The organism is Nocardia sp. NPDC004711, assembly GCF_053601595.1.
The window spans coordinates 1-20,831 of sequence record NZ_JBSGCB010000012.1 but is presented as its reverse complement, the minus strand read 5'-3'; the positions used below and the strand labels follow the sequence as shown (position 1 = coordinate 20,831).

Annotated in this window: 18 protein-coding genes and 1 pseudogene; 15 read left to right on the top strand and 4 right to left on the bottom strand. The window is 67.0% G+C overall.

Annotated features, from left to right (window positions below):
• The first annotated feature begins 14 nt into the window (after positions 1–14).
• The 4 genes from ACWEKS_RS13740 to ACWEKS_RS13725 all read left to right on the top strand — a co-directional run bounded on the left by ACWEKS_RS13740 (position 15) and on the right by ACWEKS_RS13725 (position 4,927).
• On the top strand, positions 15–1,637 hold the full coding sequence (locus ACWEKS_RS13740; RefSeq protein ID WP_452340536.1) for an AMP-binding protein: 1,623 nt from the start codon (positions 15–17) through the stop codon (positions 1,635–1,637).
• 72 nt (positions 1,638–1,709) lie between these two features.
• Positions 1,710–2,588: a lysophospholipid acyltransferase family protein gene (locus tag ACWEKS_RS13735; protein WP_452340379.1), complete on the top strand. Its 879-nt coding sequence runs from the start codon at positions 1,710–1,712 to the stop codon at positions 2,586–2,588.
• Positions 2,589–2,767: 179 nt separating this feature from the next.
• The gene (locus ACWEKS_RS13730; protein WP_354839688.1) at positions 2,768–3,913 is read left to right on the top strand and encodes an acyl-CoA dehydrogenase family protein; all 1,146 of its coding nucleotides are present in this window, start codon (positions 2,768–2,770) and stop codon (positions 3,911–3,913) included.
• A 318-nt stretch (positions 3,914–4,231) separates the two neighbouring features.
• Positions 4,232–4,927: a cupin domain-containing protein gene (locus tag ACWEKS_RS13725; protein ID WP_452340378.1), complete on the top strand. Its 696-nt coding sequence runs from the start codon at positions 4,232–4,234 to the stop codon at positions 4,925–4,927.
• A gap of 14 nt (positions 4,928–4,941) precedes the next feature.
• Here ACWEKS_RS13725 and ACWEKS_RS13720 read toward each other — a convergent pair whose 3' ends face one another.
• Positions 4,942–6,885 (bottom strand): glycoside hydrolase family 15 protein, encoded by a 1,944-nt coding sequence (locus tag ACWEKS_RS13720; RefSeq protein ID WP_452340377.1) that lies wholly within the window; start codon positions 6,883–6,885, stop codon positions 4,942–4,944.
• Positions 6,886–6,934: 49 nt separating this feature from the next.
• Positions 6,935–7,891 (bottom strand): LysR family transcriptional regulator, encoded by a 957-nt coding sequence (locus tag ACWEKS_RS13715; protein ID WP_452340376.1) that lies wholly within the window; start codon positions 7,889–7,891, stop codon positions 6,935–6,937.
• A 65-nt stretch (positions 7,892–7,956) separates the two neighbouring features.
• Here ACWEKS_RS13715 and ACWEKS_RS13710 point away from each other — a divergent pair, with 65 nt between their 5' ends.
• From ACWEKS_RS13710 to ACWEKS_RS13670, 9 genes are all read left to right on the top strand, one after another.
• Positions 7,957–9,090 carry an XdhC family protein gene (locus ACWEKS_RS13710; protein ID WP_452340535.1) on the top strand — a complete coding sequence of 378 codons (1,134 nt, stop codon included), beginning with the start codon at positions 7,957–7,959 and terminating at the stop codon, positions 9,088–9,090.
• Between the two features lie 80 nt (positions 9,091–9,170).
• Positions 9,171–10,061 (top strand): FAD binding domain-containing protein, encoded by an 891-nt coding sequence (locus ACWEKS_RS13705; RefSeq protein WP_452340375.1) that lies wholly within the window; start codon positions 9,171–9,173, stop codon positions 10,059–10,061.
• A 2-nt stretch (positions 10,062–10,063) separates the two neighbouring features.
• Positions 10,064–10,582 carry a (2Fe-2S)-binding protein gene (locus ACWEKS_RS13700; RefSeq protein ID WP_452340374.1) on the top strand — a complete coding sequence of 173 codons (519 nt, stop codon included), beginning with the start codon at positions 10,064–10,066 and terminating at the stop codon, positions 10,580–10,582.
• Positions 10,579–12,969 carry an aerobic carbon-monoxide dehydrogenase large subunit gene (locus ACWEKS_RS13695; RefSeq protein WP_452340373.1) on the top strand — a complete coding sequence of 797 codons (2,391 nt, stop codon included), beginning with the start codon at positions 10,579–10,581 and terminating at the stop codon, positions 12,967–12,969. Before ACWEKS_RS13700 ends, ACWEKS_RS13695 begins: the two co-directional genes overlap by 4 nt.
• 17 nt (positions 12,970–12,986) lie before the next feature.
• Positions 12,987–13,880 (top strand): XdhC family protein, encoded by an 894-nt coding sequence (locus ACWEKS_RS13690; RefSeq protein WP_452340372.1) that lies wholly within the window; start codon positions 12,987–12,989, stop codon positions 13,878–13,880.
• Positions 13,877–14,470: a nucleotidyltransferase family protein gene (locus ACWEKS_RS13685; RefSeq protein ID WP_452340371.1), complete on the top strand. Its 594-nt coding sequence runs from the start codon at positions 13,877–13,879 to the stop codon at positions 14,468–14,470. The genes ACWEKS_RS13690 and ACWEKS_RS13685 overlap by 4 nt, the downstream gene beginning before the upstream one ends.
• On the top strand, positions 14,467–15,354 hold the full coding sequence (locus ACWEKS_RS13680) for an AAA family ATPase (protein ID WP_452340370.1): 888 nt from the start codon (positions 14,467–14,469) through the stop codon (positions 15,352–15,354). Before ACWEKS_RS13685 ends, ACWEKS_RS13680 begins: the two co-directional genes overlap by 4 nt.
• A 13-nt stretch (positions 15,355–15,367) precedes the next feature.
• Positions 15,368–16,018 (top strand): SRPBCC family protein, encoded by a 651-nt coding sequence (locus ACWEKS_RS13675; RefSeq protein WP_452340369.1) that lies wholly within the window; start codon positions 15,368–15,370, stop codon positions 16,016–16,018.
• Positions 16,015–17,256: a vWA domain-containing protein gene (locus ACWEKS_RS13670; protein WP_452340368.1), complete on the top strand. Its 1,242-nt coding sequence runs from the start codon at positions 16,015–16,017 to the stop codon at positions 17,254–17,256. The genes ACWEKS_RS13675 and ACWEKS_RS13670 overlap by 4 nt, the downstream gene beginning before the upstream one ends.
• A gap of 240 nt (positions 17,257–17,496) precedes the next feature.
• On the opposite strand, the gene ACWEKS_RS13665 is transcribed toward ACWEKS_RS13670, so the two are convergent.
• Positions 17,497–18,042 carry a TetR/AcrR family transcriptional regulator gene (locus ACWEKS_RS13665; protein ID WP_452340534.1) on the bottom strand — a complete coding sequence of 182 codons (546 nt, stop codon included), beginning with the start codon at positions 18,040–18,042 and terminating at the stop codon, positions 17,497–17,499.
• Positions 18,043–18,223: 181 nt separating this feature from the next.
• Between ACWEKS_RS13665 and ACWEKS_RS13660 the strand changes: the two are divergent.
• A pseudogene (locus ACWEKS_RS13660) lies at positions 18,224–19,718 on the top strand (MFS transporter).
• Positions 19,719–20,105: 387 nt separating this feature from the next.
• Positions 20,106–20,477 (top strand): hypothetical protein, encoded by a 372-nt coding sequence (locus ACWEKS_RS13655; protein ID WP_452340367.1) that lies wholly within the window; start codon positions 20,106–20,108, stop codon positions 20,475–20,477.
• Positions 20,478–20,591: 114 nt separating this feature from the next.
• On the opposite strand, the gene ACWEKS_RS13650 is transcribed toward ACWEKS_RS13655, so the two are convergent.
• The coding region (locus ACWEKS_RS13650) for an LppP/LprE family lipoprotein (RefSeq protein WP_452340366.1) at positions 20,592–20,831 on the bottom strand (240 nt) is incomplete at its 5' end.

The following is a 20,831-nucleotide window of genomic DNA, read 5'->3' as shown; positions in this document are numbered from 1 at the left end:
CGGACATCGCGACCATGCTGCTCGACCGCCTCGGCGACGAGCGGCTCGGAGTGCGGACCCGCGACCGGGATTGGACCTGGGACGCGGTGGTGCGGGAGTCGGCGGCGCGCGCCGAACTGGCCCGGGAACTGCGGCGCGACGGGCCCTTCCACATCGGGGTGCTGCTGGACAACGTGCCCGACTTCGTCTTCTGGCTGGGCGCTGCCGCGCTGGCGGGCGCGACCCTGGTTGGCATCAATCCGACGCGCGGAAACGCCCAGCTGGAGGCCGATATTCGCTATGTCGATTGCCAGCTGATCGTGACCGACGCGGCCGGGATGGCCCGCCTGCGCGGGCTGGATCTCGGCCTGGAACCCGAGCGGTTCCTGCTGGTCGACGATCCGGCCTACGCCGAGCGGCTCGACGCGCACCGGGTCGAGCCCGCCGCCCACGCGGGCCCGGAAGCCTTGCTGCTGTTGCTGTTCACCTCCGGCACCACCGGCACCTCCAAGGCGGTCAAGTGCACGCAGCGCCGCCTGGCGGTGATCGGGTACGCGGCCACCGACAAGTTCGGTCACGTGCGCGAGGATGTCGACTACTGCTGCATGCCGCTGTTCCACGGCAACGCCATCATGGCGCTGTGGGCTCCGGCCCTGGCCAACGGTGCGACCGTCTGCCTCACCCCGAAGTTCTCGGCCTCCGGATTCCTCTCGGACGTGCGGTATTTCGGCGCGACCTTCTTCACCTATGTGGGCAAGGCGCTCGGCTACCTGCTGGCCACCCCGGCGAGTCCGCAGGACGCCGACAACACCCTGGACCGTGGTTTCGGCACCGAGGCGTCGGTGGCCGACCAGGCCGAGTTCCGGCGCCGCTTCGGGGCCGAGCTCTTCGAGGGCTACGGCTCCAGCGAGGGCCCGGCCCTGGCCGCCATCGACCCGGCCGCTCCGGCCGCGGCGCTGGGCCGGCCGGCCCATCCGGGGGTGGCGGTGGTGAATCCGGAGACCCTCGCCGATTGCGCGCGAGCGGAATTGGATGAATACGGTCGTGTATTGAATCCGGACGAATCGGTCGGCGAGATGATCGACAAAGCGGGTGCGCTCGTCTTCGAGGGCTATTACAAAAACGATGTCGCGGATGCCGAACGTTTGCGGAACGGTTGGTATTGGACCGGCGATCTCGGATATATCGACGCGGACGGATTCCTCTATTTCGCCGGACGCAAAGGCGACTGGCTTCGCGTCGACGGCGAGAACACCTCGACGCTGCTGATCGAACAGGTGATCCGACGACATCCGGCGGTCATTGCCGCCGCGGTTTACGGCGTTCCCGACGCCCGCTCGGGCGACCAGGTGATGGCCGCCATCGAGGTGGCCGACCCGGCCGCATTCGATGCCGCCGAGTTCGCCGAATTCCTCAGCGCCCAGGACGATCTCGGCAGCAAGGGCGCGCCCCGGCTGCTGCGGGTGTCGGGAAATCTGCCCGTCACCGGCTCCAACAAGGTGCTCAAACGCGAACTCCAGGAACAGCGTTGGCACACTGCCGAGCCGATCTATCGCTGGGCCGGTCGCGGCAAACCGGAGTACAACCTCTTCACCGATTCCGGCAAATTGGAACTCGAAGCCGAGTTTGTCTCATTCGGACGCTCGAACCTGTTCTAACCCTGATTCGGTGACCTGCGCGAACTTTCGTTACGATGCCGTTATCGAAGGTTCTTGCAGGGAGGGTTTGTCTTGTCTCGTCATGACGATCAATGGTCCGACACCGAATCGCCCAGGGGGCTGACCGACGGCGCGCCACTGCACGTCGATCTCACCGATGCCGATCGCCGCATCATCGATCTGCTCGTCGCCCCCTCGCGGGCCTGGTTCAGCCCGCGCTTCTACGGGATGGAGAACTTCCCGGAGCAGGGCCCGGTGCTGCTCGTCGGCAATCACAGCCTGGCGGGCGGCACCGACGCCCCGCTGCTCGCGCACGAGATTCTGGTGCAGCACGATCGGCTGGTGCGGGGGCTCGCCGAGAATGTGCTCATCGATCTGCCGGGGCTGCGAGATGTGTTGCACCGCTGGGGAATCGTGCGCGGCAACCGCCACAACTGCACCACGCTGCTGGAGCAGGGCGAGGCCGTGGCGGTGTTCCCGGGCGGCGGCCGCGAGGCCATGCGCGGCAAGGGGCAGAAGTACCAGCTGCTGTGGGAGGGCCGCACCGGCTTCGCCAAGATGGCCATCGCGACCGGCGCGCCCATCGTCCCGATCGCCATGATCGGCGGCGACGACATCTACGACATCGTCTTCGACGGCGATCACCCGGTCATGCTGCCGCTGCGCAAGGCCGTCGAGGGCCTGGGCCTGCGCTCGAATCTGACGCCGCCGCTGATTCGCGGCCTCGGTCCGACACTGGTGCCCAAGCCCGAGCGCTTCTACTACGCCCTCGGCACCCCGATCGACACCAGCCCCTGGCGTGACGCCGAGGATCTCGAGGCCGCCGCCACCGAGTTGCAGACCGTGGTGAAGAAGGCCCTGGAAGGCGAACTGGACTTCCTGCTGGCCGAGCGCGACCGGGACCGCGGTCGCAGCCTGCTGGGCCGCACCCTGGGCCGCTTCGGCCTCTGAGCATCACCCTGATTTCCCGGTAGGTTTACCGGGGTTCAGCAGCCCCGTTCCGCGGCGTCAATGGCGACTGTCGCAGTTCGGACCACTTTCTTCTCCCGTGAAGTTAACCTCCGTTCGACTTTCGAGTACGGTAATGAGCACAGGCGATGGTGCCGATGTGGTCACTGTAGGAGGTTGGCGTGGAGCGCACTCTTTTCGAACCCGAACACGAGCTGTTCCGGGAGTCGTTCCGTAAGTTTCTCGATCAGCATGTGGCTTCCCAGCACGAGCAGTGGGAGCACGACGGCATCGTCGATCGCTCGGTCTGGCTGGAGGCCGGCAAGCAGGGGTTCCTCGGCATGGCCGTGCCGGAGGAGTACGGCGGCGGGGGCGTGCTGGACTTCCGCTACAACGCCATCGTGACCGAGGAGGTCACCAAGGGCTTCTACTCCGGCCTGGGTTTCGGTCTGCACAACGACGTGATCGCGCCCTACCTGCTGGAGCTGGCCAACGAGGAGCAGAAGCGGCGCTGGCTGCCGGGCTTCTGCTCCGGTGAGATCATCACCGCCATCGCCATGACCGAGCCCGGCACCGGCTCGGACCTGCAGGGCATCAAGACCCGCGCGGTCAAGGACGGCGACGACTGGATCCTCAACGGCGCCAAGACCTTCATCACCAACGGCATCAATGCCGACATCGTGATCGTGGTCGCCCAGACCGACCCGTCGAAGGGCGCGATGGGCTTCTCGCTGCTCGTGGTCGAGCGCGGCATGCCCGGCTTCGAGCGCGGCCGCAATCTGGACAAGATCGGGCTCAAGGCGCAGGACACCGCCGAGCTGTCCTTCACCGACGTTCGCGTCCCCGGCAAGAACCTGCTGGGCACCGAGGGGCAGGGCTTCGTCCACCTGATGCAGAACCTGCCGCAGGAGCGCCTGTCCATCGCGGTCATGGCCGCCGCCGCCATGGAGGCCTGCCTGGACCTGACCTGCCAGTACGTGCGCGACCGCAAGGCGTTCGGCAAGCCCATCGGCGCCCAGCAGAACACCCGCTTCGTGCTCGCCGAGCTGGCCACGAAGACCACCGCCGTGCGCGTGTTCGTGGACCGCTGCATCGAGCTGCTCAACGACCGGAAGCTGACCGTCGAGGAGGCCGCCATGGCCAAGTGGTGGTCGAGCGAGGAGCAGGTCGACCTCATCACCAAGTGCCTGCAGCTGCACGGCGGCTACGGGTACATGCGCGAGTACCCGATTGCCAAGGCGTACATGGACGCCCGCGTCCAGACCATCTACGGCGGCACCACCGAGATCATGAAGGAGATCATCGGCCGCAGCCTGAAACTCGCCTGATCAGAGGTGGTTTCGAGGGGGTACTCCGCTGGAGTGTCCCCTTCGGTGCTGGTGAAACGGACTCGCTGGCGGATGGCCTCGGGGAGGTCGTCAAAAGCTGAGTGCCACAACAGAAATCGACGTCTTCTTCGCAGCGCTGCGTAAGTCGTTGCTGTTCCACCACTCCCGGCGCGTTCATCTGTCCGGGAGTGGCATCAGCGCCGGCGGCGCGACCCTGGGTACGCTTCCTTGTCGAGCGCCCCTGTCGATGCATGTGCCCGGAGTTGACCGCGACGAACCCTGAGTTGACCGCGACGAATCTGTGTGGAACGGAGCGACATGTCGAGCGATCGTCCTGACGAAACACCGGCGGTGAACCGCCGCGCTGCCATCGGGACCGGTGCGGCAATGTTGGGCGGCGCGGCGCTCGGTGCGGGTTTGACAGCCGCCGCGGCCTGCGCCGAGCCTGCGCGGACCGAATTACCGAGTGCCGGCAGCATCGATGCGAATCTGAACAAGTCCGCGCATCTGTTCCGCCTCACCGCCGCCGAACCGGACCGTTACGACGGCGGCACGCTGCAGGGAGCCCACGAACAGAACTTCCCGGTGCTGGCCGGCCAGAACGGTGCGGCGTACTTCGTGCGGCTCGAGCCCGGAGGCGTCCGCGAACCGCACTGGCACCCCACGGCGTGGGAACTCAACTACCACATCTCCGGCAGCGCGAAATGGACGGTCATGGGTACCCATCCGGACGGCAGCTACCACAACGATGTATTCGAAGCACACGCGGGCGACCTGGTCTTCGCCCCGCAGGGGTTCTTTCACTACTTCGAAAATGCCCGCGCCGACGCCCCACTCGAACTACTTATCGTCTTCAATACGAGCGCTCCGGAGACGAGCGACGATATCGGCATTCTCGCTGCCCTGAATTCGATTCCGCGGGAGGTCACCGCCACTGTTCTCGGCATCCCGGTATCGGCGCTGGACGGCATTCCCACCGAGATCAAGCCGGTCGTGATCACCAAACGCCACTGAGCCCGCCAGGGACGTCACCGAATGTATCCCAGCGAGAATGATGCATCGTCGAGCCGCGGGGAGATCGATTCCCCGCCGAGCGCCTGCCGCGTGACCGCTTGTTCGTCCTGGATGACGTGCATGACGGCGTTGATCAGCGCGAGGTGGGTGAACGCCTGGGGGAAGTTGCCCCAGTGCCGGCCGGTTCGGGGGTTGATCTCCTCGGCGTAGAGACCGAGGGGGCTGGCGTAGGCGAGCAGCTTCTCGCACAGCTGTTTGGCTCGTTTCTTTTCGCCGATCTCCGACAATGCCGAGACCAGCCAGAACGAGCAGATCGTGAAGGCGCCTTCTTCTCCCGTGCATCCATCGTCGGTTTCACCGACTCGGTACCGCAATACGAGGCCGTCCTCGGTCAATTCGTCGGCGATGGCCAACACCGTGTTGCGTACCCGTTCGTCGTCGGGAGGCAGAAATCGAACCAGTGGGATGAGCAGGGCCGAAGCATCCAGCGCCGTACTGCCGTAGTACTGGGTGAACACCTGCCGGGAGTCGACCGCGTGAGCGCATATGTCGGCGTGGATTTCGTCCGCGGCCTGTTGCCAGCGATGCGCGCGTTCGAAGTCCTGGTGGATGCGGGCCAGCCGGGCACCGCGGTCGGCGGCCACCCAGCACATCACCTTGCTGGAGGTGAAGTGCTGGGGCTTCCCGCGCACTTCCCAGATGCCATGGTCGGGCTCACGCCAGTAGGTGAGGGCGCTCTTGACCGCCCGGCCCAGCACCGGCCAGGCGCGTGCGTCGATTCGGTCCTGGTTGCGCGCGTAGAGGTAGACCGCGTCCAGCGCAGCGCCCCACACATCGTGCTGGCGTTGCCGGTACGCGTCGTTGCCGATGCGCACGGGGCCGGCATTCTCGTAGCCGCGCAGGTGGGTGAGGGTCTGCTCGGTGAGGTCGCTTTCGCCGCCGATGCCGTAGACGATCTGCATGTCGCGGACGCCTTCGGTCAAGTTCGTGATGTAGGAGAAGAAGTCGTTCGCCTCCCAGCTGAAGCCCAGTGTGTACAGGCCCCACAGCGCGAAGGCGGAGTCACGGATCCACGAGTAGCGGTAGTCCCAATTGCGTTGTCCACCTGGCGTTTCGGGTAGTGAAGTGGTGGCAGCGGCGCTGATGGCACCGGTGGGTGCGAAGGTCAGCCCCTTGAGGGTCAGCGCGCTGCGGGTCAGCTGGGCCGCCCATGGATGGTCCGGAAACCGCCCGCCGGCGAGCCAGTGCCGCCAATGGTGGACCGTCCGCAGCAGCCGTTCTTCGGCCTCGTCGACGGCGGTGGGCGCGTTGCGGCTACCCCAGGAGAGCGCGCAGAAACGGGTGTCGCCCGCCTTCAGCAGGGTGCGCGCGAGCGCGTGCGTACCTTCCAGTCCCAAGCGCATGTCGGTGCTGAGCGTCAGCTCCAGATCGGTCCCGTCGGCGCTGGCCTGCGCGAGGTAGTAACTGTCGAGGTACTCCCAATGGGCATGACTCTTGCCGTAGTCGAAGGACGGGTGGCAGTCGAGCCCGAACTGGATTTGCCCGGTCTCACAGTGCACCGTCCGCAGCAATATGTGCTCGGCGTCGTAGTCGGTGGGGGTTCGACGATGGGCGCTGTGGCCGGGTGTCTGATGCCGCCACGGCCCGACCAGCAGCGCGTCGCGAACCGTCGCCCACCCTTCGCCACTGCGCCAACTCGTCTCCATGACCATCGTCCCGGGGACGTAGCGGCGATCGGTGGGCACCATGAATTCGACCGGGGCGAACCGAAACGAACCGGCGGAGCGATCCAGGATGGCCGCAAAGACACTGGCGGAGTCGATGCGAGGCAGACACATCCACTCGATGGCCCCGCTGGGGGCGATCAGCGCAGTGACCTCGCAGTCGGAGATGAAACCGTAGTCGTCGATGCGCGGGAAGGCCGTGAGACGCGGCGTGCGTTCGAACTCGTCGTCCATGTGCTGCTCCCTCGGTGTCTCGGCGCGGAAATCTGGCCGGTCAGTAGGGTCAACTCCACAACGTCACATGCACTTTCGGGCGGAACCGGGTGACTCCGACCCCGGACCCGCGAATCATCGCCTGGATGCATCGCGGGGTGGCGATGAACCGCAGCAGTTCCGACACCGCGGGCTGTCGGGTGTCGGGTGGCAGAGTGGTCGCGCACCACTCGTCGGATGCCTGAAGGCCGGCTCCCTTGATGCGGGTCAACCGACCGGCGGCGAGGTCGGAGGAGACGGCGAAGCCGATCGCTAGCGTGATGCCCCCGACCCGGCGGACCTCCTCGAGGGCGGCCGCGTCGCTCTGGAAGATCCGCTGGTGTGATTCGGGAATCGCCAACTCGCGCAACATCGTCGCGATCCGCCCGTCGACACTGCCGGCGCCGGGGCCCAGCATCCACTGCTGCTCCCGCAGCAGCGCCGGATACGGTGCGACGTCCGCCAGCGGGCTGTCGGGGCGCGCGACCGAAATGATCTGGTACTTGAGGAACGGCCGGGTGGTGATCGCCGTGTCGGTGTCGTTCTGCCCGGGTCCCAGCGCGATGTCCACCGCACGGGTCTCGATCAAGCTGCGGAACTGGCTGGTGGGATGCACACTCAGCTCGACCGACAGATCTTTCGCCCGCGCCGCGAACAGGTCGATGAGGCCGGGCGCGGCATGTTCGGCGAACGCGCTCGAGGCCGCGATCCGCAGCAGCCGCCGGCCGTGCGCCGCCTCGCTCACCTCGATGGCGGTCTGGCGCTGCAGTCCGAGAATCTCGATCGCCCGGCTGGCCAGGCGTAACCCACCGGGCGTGAAGGCCAGACCGGCCGCCGTGCGAGTGAACAGCGGGTCGTCGAGCTCTTTACGCAACTGCGCGATGTGCGTCGAGACACCGGCGTCGGATATCCCCAGCTCTCTGGCCGCCGCGTGGACGGAGCCGAGCCGCACCACCGTCGAGTAGGCCCGAAGCTGGGCGGGCGTCACAACCCGAGTCTAGTTTGGAGGTGGACGCAGTGCCTACCAGCCGCATCGCGCCCGGAGGACGCACCATGCAGGACGTGCTCACGGATCTGATGAAAACCTGGAACGGCGGGGGCACGGCGGGGGTCGCGACGGTCGTGCGGACCTTCCGTTCGGCGCCGCGACCGCCGGGCGCGGCCATGGTCGTCGCCTCGGACGGGACGGTCGGCGGTTCGGTCTCCGGTGGCTGCGTCGAGGGTGCGGTCTACGAACTCGCCACCGACGTCATCCGGACCGGTCGTCCGGTGCTGGAGCGGTTCGGCATCTCCGACGACGACGCATTCGCCGTCGGTCTCACCTGCGGCGGCATCATCGACATCTTCGTCGAGGCGGTCTCGCGGGCAACGTTTCCGGAGCTCGGCGAGGTCGCCGCGGAGATCGCCGCTGACCGCCCGGTCGCAGTCGCGACCGTCATCGAGCACCCCGACGCCGCCCGGGTAGGGCGGCGGCTGCTGATCCGGCCGGGCACCGCGCACGGCACCCTGGGGTCGGCGCGCGCCGACGCTGCGGTGATCGATGACGCACGCGGGCTGCTCGCGGCAGGCCGCAGCGAGGTGCTGTCCTACGGTCCGGACGGGCAGCGCCGCGGCGAGGGCATGGCGGTTTTCGTCGCCAGCTATGCCCGGCAGCCGCGGATGCTGGTGTTCGGGGCGATCGATTTCGCAGCCGCCCTGGCACAGCAGGGATCGTTCCTCGGGTACCGGGTGACGGTGTGCGACGCGCGGCCGGTCTTCGCCACCTCCGCCCGGTTTCCGACCGCCGACGAGGTCGTCGTCGACTGGCCGCACCGCTACCTGGCCGCGCAGATCGCGGCGGGTGCCATCGATTCGCAGACCGTGGTCTGCGTGCTGACCCACGATCCCAAGTTCGACGTGCCACTGCTCGAGGTGGCCCTGCGCGCGCCGGAGATCGGCTATGTCGGCGCCATGGGGTCCCGCCGCACGCACGACGAGCGGCTGACCCGGCTGCGACAGGCAGGTCTCACCGACGAGCAACTCGCCCGGCTCGCCAGCCCGATCGGGCTGGATCTCGGCGGCCGGACACCCGAGGAGACGGCGGTGTCCATCGCGGCGGAGATCATCGCGCGCCGCTGGGGCGGACACGGTCGCTCCCTGACCCGGACCGGCGGCCGCATCCACCACAGGGCGCAAACAGCCAGTTAAGCGATTGCTTAATTCGGTCTTGACGACCGCATCAGCGGGACAGAGGCTGAGCTTCTTCCCATTGATGTGAGGTAGATCACGTGCAAGTTCCTGGGCCATTCGAATATGAGCGCGCAACGGGCGTGGATCACGCCATCGGACTACTGGATCGGCTCGGCGAAGAGGCGCGGATCGTGGCGGGCGGGCACAGCCTGCTCCCGATGATGAAGCTGCGGCTGGCCAATCCGGAATATCTCATCGACATCAACGACCTGGCTGCCGAACTGGGCTACATCGTCACCGATCCGACCCTGGTGCGCATCGGTGCGATGGTCCGGCATCGGTATTTGCTCGAGTCCGACGATCTCGCCGCGGTGTGCCCGATCTTCCGTGACGCCGAGCGCGTGATCGCCGATCCGGTCGTGCGCAATCGCGGCACGATCGGCGGCTCGCTGTGCCAGGCCGATCCCGCCGAGGATCTCACCACCGTCTGCACGGTCCTCGGCGCCACCTGCCTGGTACGCGGGCCGTCCGGCGACCGGGAGATCGCCATGGACGACTTCCTGGTCGGTCCGTACGAAACCGCCATGGCGCACAACGAACTTCTGATCGAGATCCGAATTCCGGTGCGGCATCGGACCTCGAGTGCCTACGCGAAGGTGGAGCGCCGGGTCGGCGACTGGGCGATCGCGGCGGCAGGGGCGACCGTGACACTGCGCGGCGACACGATAGCGGCCGCACGGATCGGTCTGACCGCGGTCAACCCCGATCCGGCGGCGCTGGCCGCCGCGGTCGACGCACTCATCGGCGGGCCGCCCACCGAAGACGTTTTCGCGGAGGCGGGCCGCCGCGCGAGCGCAGCGTGCTCACCTGTCACCGATGCCCGCGGCAGTGCGGACTACAAGCGCCATCTCGCGTCCGAACTGACGATTCGTGTGCTGCGTACCGCGGTCGAGCGCGCCCTGAACGAATCTGCGCTGGAAGGGAATTAGCCATGCAGGTAACCATGACCGTCAACGGCGAGCCGGTGACCGCGGAGGTCGAGCCACGCATCCTGCTGGTGCATTTCCTGCGAGATCAGTTGCGGCTCACCGGAACCCACTGGGGGTGTGACACCAGCAACTGCGGCACCTGTGTGGTGGAGGTCGACGGCGAACCGGTGAAGTCGTGCACGATGCTGGCCGTCATGGCCGACGGCCACGCGGTGCGCACTGTCGAGGGGCTCGAGGTGGACGGCCGGCTCGATCCCGTGCAGGAGGGCTTCATGCAGTGTCACGGGTTGCAGTGCGGCTTCTGCACGCCCGGAATGATGATCACCGCCCGCGCCCTGCTCGACCGCAATCCGAATCCCGACGAGCAGACCATTCGGGAGGCGATCTCGGGCCAGATCTGCCGCTGCACCGGATATACGACCATCGTACGGTCCATCCAGTGGGCCGCGGCGAAGCAACGAGGCGAAGCGGTGGAGCCCGAACCCGCTGCCCCGCCGACGCCGGTAGGGAGCACGTCATGACCGCCGTCGAGCCCCGGCCCGAAGACCGAGTCGACAACGACCGCAAGCCGTGTGGTCACGGCAGGATGCTCCGCAAGGAGGATCCGCGGTTCATTCGCGGGCGCGGCAACTATGTCGACGACGTGCAGCTGCCCGGCATGCTGCATATGGCGATCCTGCGTTCCCCGTTCGCGCACGCGCGGATCGTGAGCGTCGATGTCTCAGCGGCACAGGCACATCCGAAGGTGAAGGCGGTCGTCACCGGTGCGGACCTCGCGGCGAAGGGTCTGGCCTGGATGCCGACGCTGTCCAACGATGTGCAGGCGGTGCTCGCGACGGACAAGGTCCGATTCCAGGGCCAGGAGGTGGCCTTCGTCGTCGCCGAGGATCGCTACTCCGCGCGTGATGCGTTGGAGCTCATCAATGTCGAGTACGAGATGCTCGATCCGGTGATCGATGCCCGGACCGCACTGGCGCCCGAGACGCCGGTGATCCGCGATGATCTCGAGGGCAAGCGGGACAACCACTGCTTCGACTGGGAGACCGGCGATGCCGCCGCGACCGAGGCGGTGTTCGCGCGCGCCGATGTCGTGGTGAAGCAGGAGATCGTCTATCCGCGAGTGCATCCCGCCCCGATGGAAACCTGCGGCGCCGTCGCCGATCTCGATCCCGTGACGGGGAAGCTCACGCTGTGGTCGACGAGCCAAGCGCCGCACGCCCACCGCACGATCTACGCGATGGTGGCCGGACTGCCCGAACACAAGATCCGGGTGATCTCACCCGATATCGGCGGCGGGTTCGGCAACAAGGTGCCCATCTATCCGGGATACGTCTGCGCCATCGTCGGGTCGCTGTTGCTGGGCAAACCGGTGAAGTGGATGGAGGATCGCAGCGAGAACCTCACCAGCACCGGATTCGCCCGCGACTACATCATGGTCGGCGAAATCGCCGCCACCGCAGACGGCAAGATCCTGGCCATCCGGTCGACCGTGCTCGCCGATCACGGCGCCTTCAACGGCACGGCCGCGCCGCTGAAGTACCCCGCGGGCTTCTTCGGCGTCTTCACCGGTAGCTATGACATCGAGGCCGCCTACTGCAAGATGACCGCGGTCTATACCAACAAGGCCCCCGGCGGCGTCGCCTACGCGTGCTCGTTCCGGGTCACCGAGGCCGTCTACTTCGTCGAGCGGTTGGTGGATTGCCTCGCCTACGAGCTGAAGATGGATCCGGCCGAGCTGCGGCTGCGGAATCTTCTTCGCGCCGAGCAATTCCCGTACAGGAGCAAGACCGGCTGGGTCTACGACTCCGGCGACTACGAGAAGACCATGCGGCTGGCGATGGACATGATCGGCTACGACGCCTTGCGAAAGGAACAGCGGGACAGGCGCGCCCGCGGCGAGTTGATGGGCATCGGGATGTCCTTCTTCACCGAGGCCGCGGGCGCGGGTCCGCGCAAGGATATGGACATCCTCGGACTCGGGATGGCCGACGGGTGCGAACTGCGCGTCCATCCGACCGGCAAAGCCGTTGTGCGGCTGTCGGTTCAGACTCAGGGGCAGGGGCACGAGACGACGTTCGCCCAGATCGTCGCCGAGGAACTCGGCATCCCGCCCGACGACATCGACGTTGTGCACGGCGACACCGATCAGACGCCGTTCGGCCTCGGCACCTACGGCAGCCGGTCGACACCGGTCTCGGGCGCCGCTGCCGCACTGGTGGCGCGGAAGGTGCGCGACAAGGCGCGCATCATCGCGTCGGGCATGCTCGAGGTCTCCGTCGCCGACCTCGAGTGGGAGAAGGGCTCGTTCCACGTCAAGGGCGATCCGTCCGCGGCCGTGACGATCCAGCAGATCGCGATGCGCGCACACGGCGCCGGTGATCTGCCCGAGGGGATCGAGGGCGGACTCGACGCGCAGATCTGTTACAACCCGGAGAATCTCACCTTCCCCTACGGTGCGTACTTCTGTGTCGTCGACATCGACCCGGGGACAGCCGTGGTGAAGGTGCGGCGCTTCCTCGCCGTCGACGACTGCGGCACCCGGATCAATCCGATGATCATCGAGGGGCAGGTGCACGGCGGCATCACCGATGGCATCGGCATGGCGCTGATGGAGATCATGGCCTTCGACGAGGATGGCAACTGCCTCGGCGGATCGCTGATGGACTACCTCATCCCGACGGCATTGGAGGTTCCGCATTTCGAGACCGGGTACACGGTCACGCCGTCGCCGCATCATCCGATCGGCGCGAAGGGCATCGGCGAATCGGCCACGGTCGGATCGCCGGCGGCGGTGGTCAACGCGGTGGTGGATGCGCTGGCGCCGTTCGGGGTTCGGCACGCCGACATGCCGTTGACGCCGTCGCGGGTGTGGGACGCGATGCAGGGCCGCGCTGCGCCGCCCATCTGAGTGGGATGGGATCACCGATGACGTTGAACGACCGTGCCCAGGAGCTGGTCCGCACCCGGACCCCGTTCGTGCACGCGACCGTCGTGCGCGCCCAGCAGCCGACCTCGGCGCACGCCGGGGACGAGGCGATCCTGTTGCAGGACGGGACGATCGAAGGATTCGTCGGCGGCCAGTGCGCCCAGAACTCGGTCCGCAAGGCGGCGCTGGGTGCCCTGCAGTCGCACGAGAGTGTGCTGCTGCGGGTATTGCCCGACGGCGATCTGCATTTTCCCGAAGCGCCCGGCGCGGCGGTGGTGGTGAATCCCTGTCTGTCCGGTGGAGCGCTGGAGATCTTCCTGGAGCCGCAGATTCCGGCGCCGCTGGTGCGCATCTGCGGCGCGACACCCATCGCGGATGCCTTGGCCGACATGTGCGAACTGGTGGGTTTCGGGGTGCGGCGCAGTACTGCCGAAGCCGGCTCGCTGGATTCGCTGGCCGATACGACGGTGGTGGTGATCGCCAGCCACGGTGGCCCGGAGGCCGAGATGATCCGCGTCGCGCTCGACGCGGGTGTGGGGTACATCGGCTTGGTGGCCAGCACGATTCGGGGCGCGTCGATCCTCGACGACCTCGAATTGACCGACGCCGAGCGGGCTCGCATCCGCACCCCGGTGGGTTTGCCGATCGGCGCCAAGACGTCCGCGGAGATAGCGGTCTCGATTGTCGCGGAAGTGATCCAGGCGATCCGTAAAGGTGGCTTGGCCGTCACGCCCCGCGCGGCGAAGGTCGCGATCGAGGTGCTCGATCCGGTGTGCGGCATGACCGTGACCGTCGGGCCGGACACACCGCATCTCACTGTCGACGGTGTCGACCACTGGTTCTGCAGCTCCGGCTGCCGCACCTCCTTCGCAGCGACGAGGACAGGCTCATGACGAACGTGGGCGTCACCGGAGTGGTGCTCGCCGCGGGCACCTCAGAGCGTCTCGGCACGGCGAAACAGATACTGCCGTACCGGAATACGACGGTTCTCGGCGCCACCCTCGACGTGGTCCGATCCTGCGCGTTCGATCAGATCATCGTCACGCTCGGCGGCGCGGCGGCGGCGGTGGCCCAGCAGGTCGATCTCACCGGGGTGGAGGTCGTCCTGGCCGAAGATTTCCGTTCGGGCTGTTCGTCGTCGTTGCGTTCGGCCCTGAACCTGGTGCATCCTCGGGCCGCCGGAATCGTGCTGATGCTCGGTGATCAACCGGGTCTGTCGGCGGCGACCGTCGAGCGGCTGATCGCCGAGGGAACGTCCGCCGTGATCACGGTCTGCCGCTACCACGACGGTATCGGGCATCCATTTTGGCTGAGTCGCAGCATATTCGGCGAGTTGGCGCGATTGCACGGCGACAAGGCCGTGTGGAAGATCATCGAGTCGGGCCGCGTCCCGGTGTCGCAACTCGACGTCGACGCACCGGCGCCCTTGGACGTCGACACCTGGGACGACTACCAGCGCCTGCGCGCCGCGACGTCGCCATGATGTCGCCGTTCGACGATATCGAGGACGTGGTGCGGCGATTCGACGCCGACGACTACCTGCTCGATACCGGAACCGCCGCCGCCGTCTATCTGGCCACTACATTGGGCCGGCCGCTGCTGCTGGAAGGCGAACCGGGAGTGGGCAAGACGACGGCGGCGAAGACCCTGGCCACCGTGCTGGGTGCACCGCTGATCCGCCTGCAGTGCTACGAGGGCCTCACCGTGAGCGAAGCGCTGTACGACTGGAACTACCAGCGTCAACTGCTCAGCATCCGGCTCGCCGAGGCGCGCGGCGCCGAGCTCACCGAAGCCGACCTGTTCACCGAGGCCTATCTGGTCGACCGCCCGATCCTGCGCTGTGTGCGATATCGCGGCCCGACGCCCCCGGTGCTGCTGATCGACGAAATCGACCGTGCCGACGACGAATTCGAAGCGCTGCTGCTCGAGTTCCTCGGTGAGGCCACGGTGACCGTTCCCGAACTCGGGACCTTCGTCACCGAACATCCGCCGCTCGCGGTGCTGACCTCGAACCGCAGTCGCGACCTGCACGACGCGCTGCGGCGGCGCTGCCTCTACCACTGGATCGACTACCCGGAACCGGCCCGCGCGGTGGCGATCGTGCGGCGCACCGTGCCCGGGGCCACCGACGCGCTGATCGAGCACGCCACCCAATTCGTGGGCCGCGCGCGCGATCTCGATCTCGACAAGCCGCCCGGCGTCGCCGAGACCATCGACTGGATCGCCGCGCTGGTGACGCTCGACGTCGCCGATCTCACCGCGCCGGAGGCGGTCGCCGCGCTCAGCGCACTGGCGAAAACACCCGACGACCGCACCACGGTCCACGAGGCATTCGTCGAATACACCCGAAGCCTGGCTACCGGATGAGAGAGATACTCCGATGAAGATCGCCAATGAGTTCACCGTCCACGCACCCCTCGAGCAGGCATGGGCGGTGCTGACCGATCTCGAACAGGTGGTTCCGCTCATGCCCGGGGCACAGCTGGTCGGCTGGGAGGGCGAGGACTTCCTCGGCAAGCTGAAGGTCAAAGTCGGCCCGGTGACCAGTGAATTCACCGGGAAGGCGAATTTCGTCGAGCGCGACGAACACGACCATCGCGCCGTGATCACCGGCAGCGGCAGAGATTCACGCGGATCCGGAAACGCGGCGGCGACCATTACCACGCAATTGCGCGAAGACGGGGACGAGACCCGTGTCACCGTGGACACCGACCTCAAGATCGTCGGCAAGCTCGCCCAGTTCGGCAGCGGGATGTTGCAGCAGGTGTCGGAGAAGATGATCGGTCAATTCGTCGCCTCGCTGGAAGAGAAACTCGCAGCGGGCGATTCGGCCGCCGCAGCAGCGACGGCCGGGCCGGACGGCCGAGCGGCACAGCCGCAATCGGTCGCGGAAACCGAGCCGGCGCCGCTCGATCTGGTCGAGCTCGTCGGGCCCGCGATGATCAAGAAGTACGCGCCCGTCATCGCGTTCGTGCTCGCGGCCGTGCTCGGAATCATCCTGGTACGCAGGCAGATGCGCGGGAAGCGATGACGCGAGCGGCACTGCTGCGCGTCGATCTGGCCGCGTTCGCTGTCGCGGTGGTCGCGCGGCTGCGGCGTGGTGGCGTCGCGGTGGCGCCGAGCGGCCCCGCGCTGTTCGTGCAGGCCTTGCGTCGCATGGCGCCGCGGTCGCGCACCGAGCTCTATTGGGCTGCGCGACTGACGCTCGTCGATCGCATGCAGGATCTCGCCGCCTTCGACGCGGTCTTCGCGACGGTGTTCGCCGACGCGGTGCTGGGTCTGGACCCGCCGAGCCGAACGCACGGGCTGCCGACCGAACGCGCGCCGGCGCCGGGCACGGGCGGTCGGGGACAGTCCGGGCAGGGCGGTGAAGTCCCTTGGGCGACACTGCAATCAGCGACCGGTGCCGACCGATCGACCGACCGGGGCGTGGCGCTGCCGGACGTGCTGCCGAGCCGGTTCGCGGCACGGGAACAGGAACCGTTCGCCCGCTTCGATCCGGACGACCTGCGGACGGTCGGCGCCTGGCTGGAGCAGGCGTCGGCGCGGTGGCCGCAGCGCCGGAGCAGGCGCTACGCACACCATCCGCACGGCAAGCGGATCGACTTCCGGGCGACGATGGACCACTCCCGTCGCACCGGCTGGGAGCCGGCGGTGCTGGTCCGCACTCGTCACCGGCGCCGCCCGCGCCGGATCGTCATGATCTGCGACGTCAGTCGCTCGATGCAGCCGTATTCGACGATCTACCTGCACCTGATGCGGGCAGCGATGCAGCGCCGTTCGCCCGATCGCCCCGAGGTGTTCGCCTTCTCCACCTCGCTGACCAGGCTGACCTCGGTGCTGGCGCACCGCTCCCCGGATGTCGCGGTGGCCCGGGCCAACGACAAGGTGGCCGACCGCTACGGCGGCACGCATATCGGCCGGTGCCTCGGTACGTTGCTCGCGACTCCGTCCGGCAACGCTGTGCGCGGCGCCGTCGTCGTCATCGCCTCGGACGGCTGGGACAGCGACACGCCCGATGTCCTCGCCCGCGCGATGGCCCGGATCCGACGCCGGGCCTGGCGCGTCATCTGGCTCAATCCCCGTGCCGGCGACTCCCGATTCCAGCCGACCACCGGCGCGATGGCGGCGGCGCTGCCGTTCTGCGACGTCATGATGCCGGCGCACACGCTGGCGGGCATACACGCGTTCATGCAAACCCTGGCATCGACGATCGTCACGGAGCCATCAAGTCCGCCGGAAAGTTCGTTCAGGCACACATTTTGGTGATTGTGTGCCTGAACCGTACGCAGCCGGGACGGCTGACGGCGATCGTGGTCGAGGGTGAACTTCACCCTTGGTAGAGCGCCTCCGACTGAGCGCGAATATCGATGACCCACCGATCCTGGTTCCGGCCCACTGTTCGTGATCTACCCGCCGGTAATCCGCAGGGGCGCTTGCTGTTCGGGTGCTCGATTACCGAGTGTACTGCCGGTGTTCGGGGCGGCGTAATCCTCGACGAAGGAAGCGTCAGTGTAGACCTGCCAATGGTTCCCATGCGGACATGGCGGCAGTGACGATGGCCTCCAAGTCGGCGCGGGTGGCACCATCGCGGGCCTGTATCGACATGCCCTGGTGGACAGTGGTGTAGAACGCGGCCATGGTGTCGACGGTTGCCTCGGCGGGAAGGTCGCCCTCGTCGACCGCGCGGCGCAGCCGGGCCGCGATCGCGGCTTGCATGCCGTGACGGAGGTCGGCGAGGAATGCCTGGGCGTCTTGATTTGTCGCGGTCCGGGCGGCCAGCGTGACCATGCATCCGGGCGGAGTCGCGGGATCGGCGAAGAAATCGGCACTCGCGGATAGCAACTCGTGTACCGCCTCGCGGGCGACGGGTGCGTGGTCGAGCGCGAGGCGCGCCGGATTGCCCACGGTCGAGTCGTAAAGCTCGACAGCCGCTCGGAAGAGTTGTTCCTTGGAGCCGAAGCAGGCATAGATACTGGGCGAGGCGATACCCATTGCGGCCGTGAGGTCTGTCATCGACGTCCCCTCATACCCGTTGCTCCAGAACGCAATCATCGCCTGCCTCAGCACGGCGTCGTGGTCGAAGCCGCGAGGACGACCACGGTCTCCCATTCTCCACCTGCCTTCCGTGGTCTCACGAATTCTGTGTCGTCCATTAAAGATATCTCTTGACGCGGCTTCCGGAGCGCTGCTACCTATTTCTGTGTCGATCAACATAGAAATCGAGGGCGGGGATATGACGACTGAACGCAGCCCCTGGGGGGCACTGGGCGCGCTGTGCGTGGGCTACTTCACGATCCTGTTGGACATGACCATCGTCGCGGTGGCGAACCCGGCGATCATGAACGGCCTGCACACCGACATGTCCAAGGTGATCTGGGTGACCAGTGCCTACCTGCTCACCTTTGCGGTGCCGCTGCTCATCACCGGCCGCCTCGGCGACCGTTTCGGACCGAAATACCTGTATCTAGGGGGACTTGCGGTCTTCACCCTGGCGTCGCTGTGGTGCGGCCTGGCGGGCGGCATCGGCTCGCTGATCGCCGCACGAGCAGTGCAGGGGCTCGGCGCCGCGTTGATGGCGCCGCAGACGATGGCGGTGATCGGCCGAATCTTCCCCTGGGACAAGCGCGGCGCGGCGATGGGCGTATGGGGCGGAGTGGCCGGCATCGCGACGCTGATCGGCCCGATCTTCGGCGGTGCGCTCATCGACAACGGCGGCTGGCAGTGGATCTTCTATGTCAACGTGCCGATCGGCTTGCTCGCATTCGCGTTGGGCGTGTGGCTGGTTCCGGCGCTGCCGACGAACGATCACCGCTTCGAGATCCCAGGGGTGATCGTCGTCGCGATCGGAATGTCGGCCTTGGTGTTCGGCATCCAAGAGGGCAACAGCTACCGCTGGGCGGGCTGGGTGTGGGGCCTGATCTTCGGCGGTCTCGTCGTCCTCGCGCTCTTCCTGGTGTACCAAGGCCGCACGAAGATCGAACCGCTGGTGCCGCTGGGCCTGTTCCGGAACCGCAACTTCTCCCTCGGCAACGTGGCGACCGGTGCGCTGGGAGCAGCGATGACGGCCCAGATGGTGCCGTCGTACTTCTACCTGCAGGCGGTGCGCGACCTGTCCCCGACGAAGGCGGCGCTGGTATTCGCCCCGATGGCAGTCGTTTCCGCCATTCTGTCGGCCGGTGGTAGGCAAGCTCTCGGACAAGGTGGCGCCGCGCTATCTGCTGACATTCGGCTTCGCCCTGTTCACCCTGGCGGTGTTGTGGTTCATCGGCCTCGCCACCCCGCACGGGTCCATCCCGCTGATGTGCCTGATGTCGGTGCTCTGCGGTATCGGCAGCTCCTGTATCTGGGCGCCACTCCCGGCGACCGCGTTGCGCAGCCTCCCGCTGCAGCAGATGGGTGCGGCCTCGGGTATCTACAACACCACCCGCCAGGTCGGCTCGGTGCTCGGTAGTGCGGGCATCGGCGCGCTTCTCACCGCGCGCATGGCCGCGCATTCGCTGCCCGCCTCGTCCGGCGAAGCCGGGCACCTCCCCGACCTCGTCAAAGCACCCTATGCCTCGGCCCTGACCGATTCGCTGTACCTCACGGTGATCCTGCTAGCTGTCTGTGCCGTCACCGCCGCGTTCTTCGCCCCGACCAAGACGGTCAGCACCGCGCCGTCTCCGGCAGCAGAAGAGAAGGCCCAGGCCGACCTGGCCGACCAGGAGTATGGGCAGGGTCGGTTCTGATCTGTCCATCGCGGCAAACCTCTGACGCGTAAGGCTTCGCAGGTTCGAATCTGCCGAGGGCACACCCTTACCTGCACTTTTGCTGCGTGCAGGCGCATCGCAACACCACCCGAACGCCGCGGGAGCCGAAGGGCTGCTCAGAATGCCGGAGGTGGTCCGTATCCCTTGGCCGAGCAATGCCTTCGGAAAGCGCTGCGAGCAAGGGGTTTCGGGGATGTTTCGTCGCAATGCGCATGTTGTCCGTCTGTGCGCGGCAGTCGCGGCGGCACTCACCGCGAATCAGGGTGGGTGAGCGGACGAATTCCGGGTTCACCCCGATGCGCGCCGAACCTCCCGCGCGACAAGCTGAATCCCGGGTCGGGACACTGTCGATAAGGAGTTACACGCATGGCTCAACGGTTGCTGGTCGGTCTGGGGACTGCCGCTCTGATCGCCGCTGCGGCTGGCGCGCTCGCCCCGGCGGCGAACGCCACGGACCTGGCCGAAGGGGTGTCGTGCAACGATCGCAGTTGCCGCAACGACACCGACGACGTCTACCGCGTGCAGGCCCGGGTGCGGTGCACGGGCACCGTTGGCCCACACGAGATCTCGTTCTTGGTCAACAGCCACTCCACCCAACAGGTAAGTGCCTCATGCCCGGATGAGTGGTTCAGCAAACACCGACTCATCGATTGGAACACTGTGAAGGGCATCGACTACCTGAGCGCCACGGTCGACAACAGCAGCCGTCGCCCGGCTCCGGCACCCAGCGGGTCCTGATCCGGACGATGTCGCCCGAGCCCGCACCGCCGAGGAAGTCCGCACCGAGATCGTCCGCGCTATGCGGTCGCCCGACATCCCTGCACGGCACACGCTGCTGGTCCACGCCGATGCTCAATTGCTCGGCGGGAACTGCCCCTTCGCCACCACCTTGCCACCCGAGAGTGTGAAGGTGACCACGCTGGGTCCGCCGCTCGGGCAGCACAGGGCGTCACTGGATTTCGCCCACTTGTACTGCACCGAGACGGTATTCGCGGTTTTTCCGATGACCTCGGTGTAGCCGTAGGGGTTGGACGTCGCGGTACCCAGGTAGGTGCCGTTGGTGAAGAACAGGACATGGATGTAGGGGTGAAT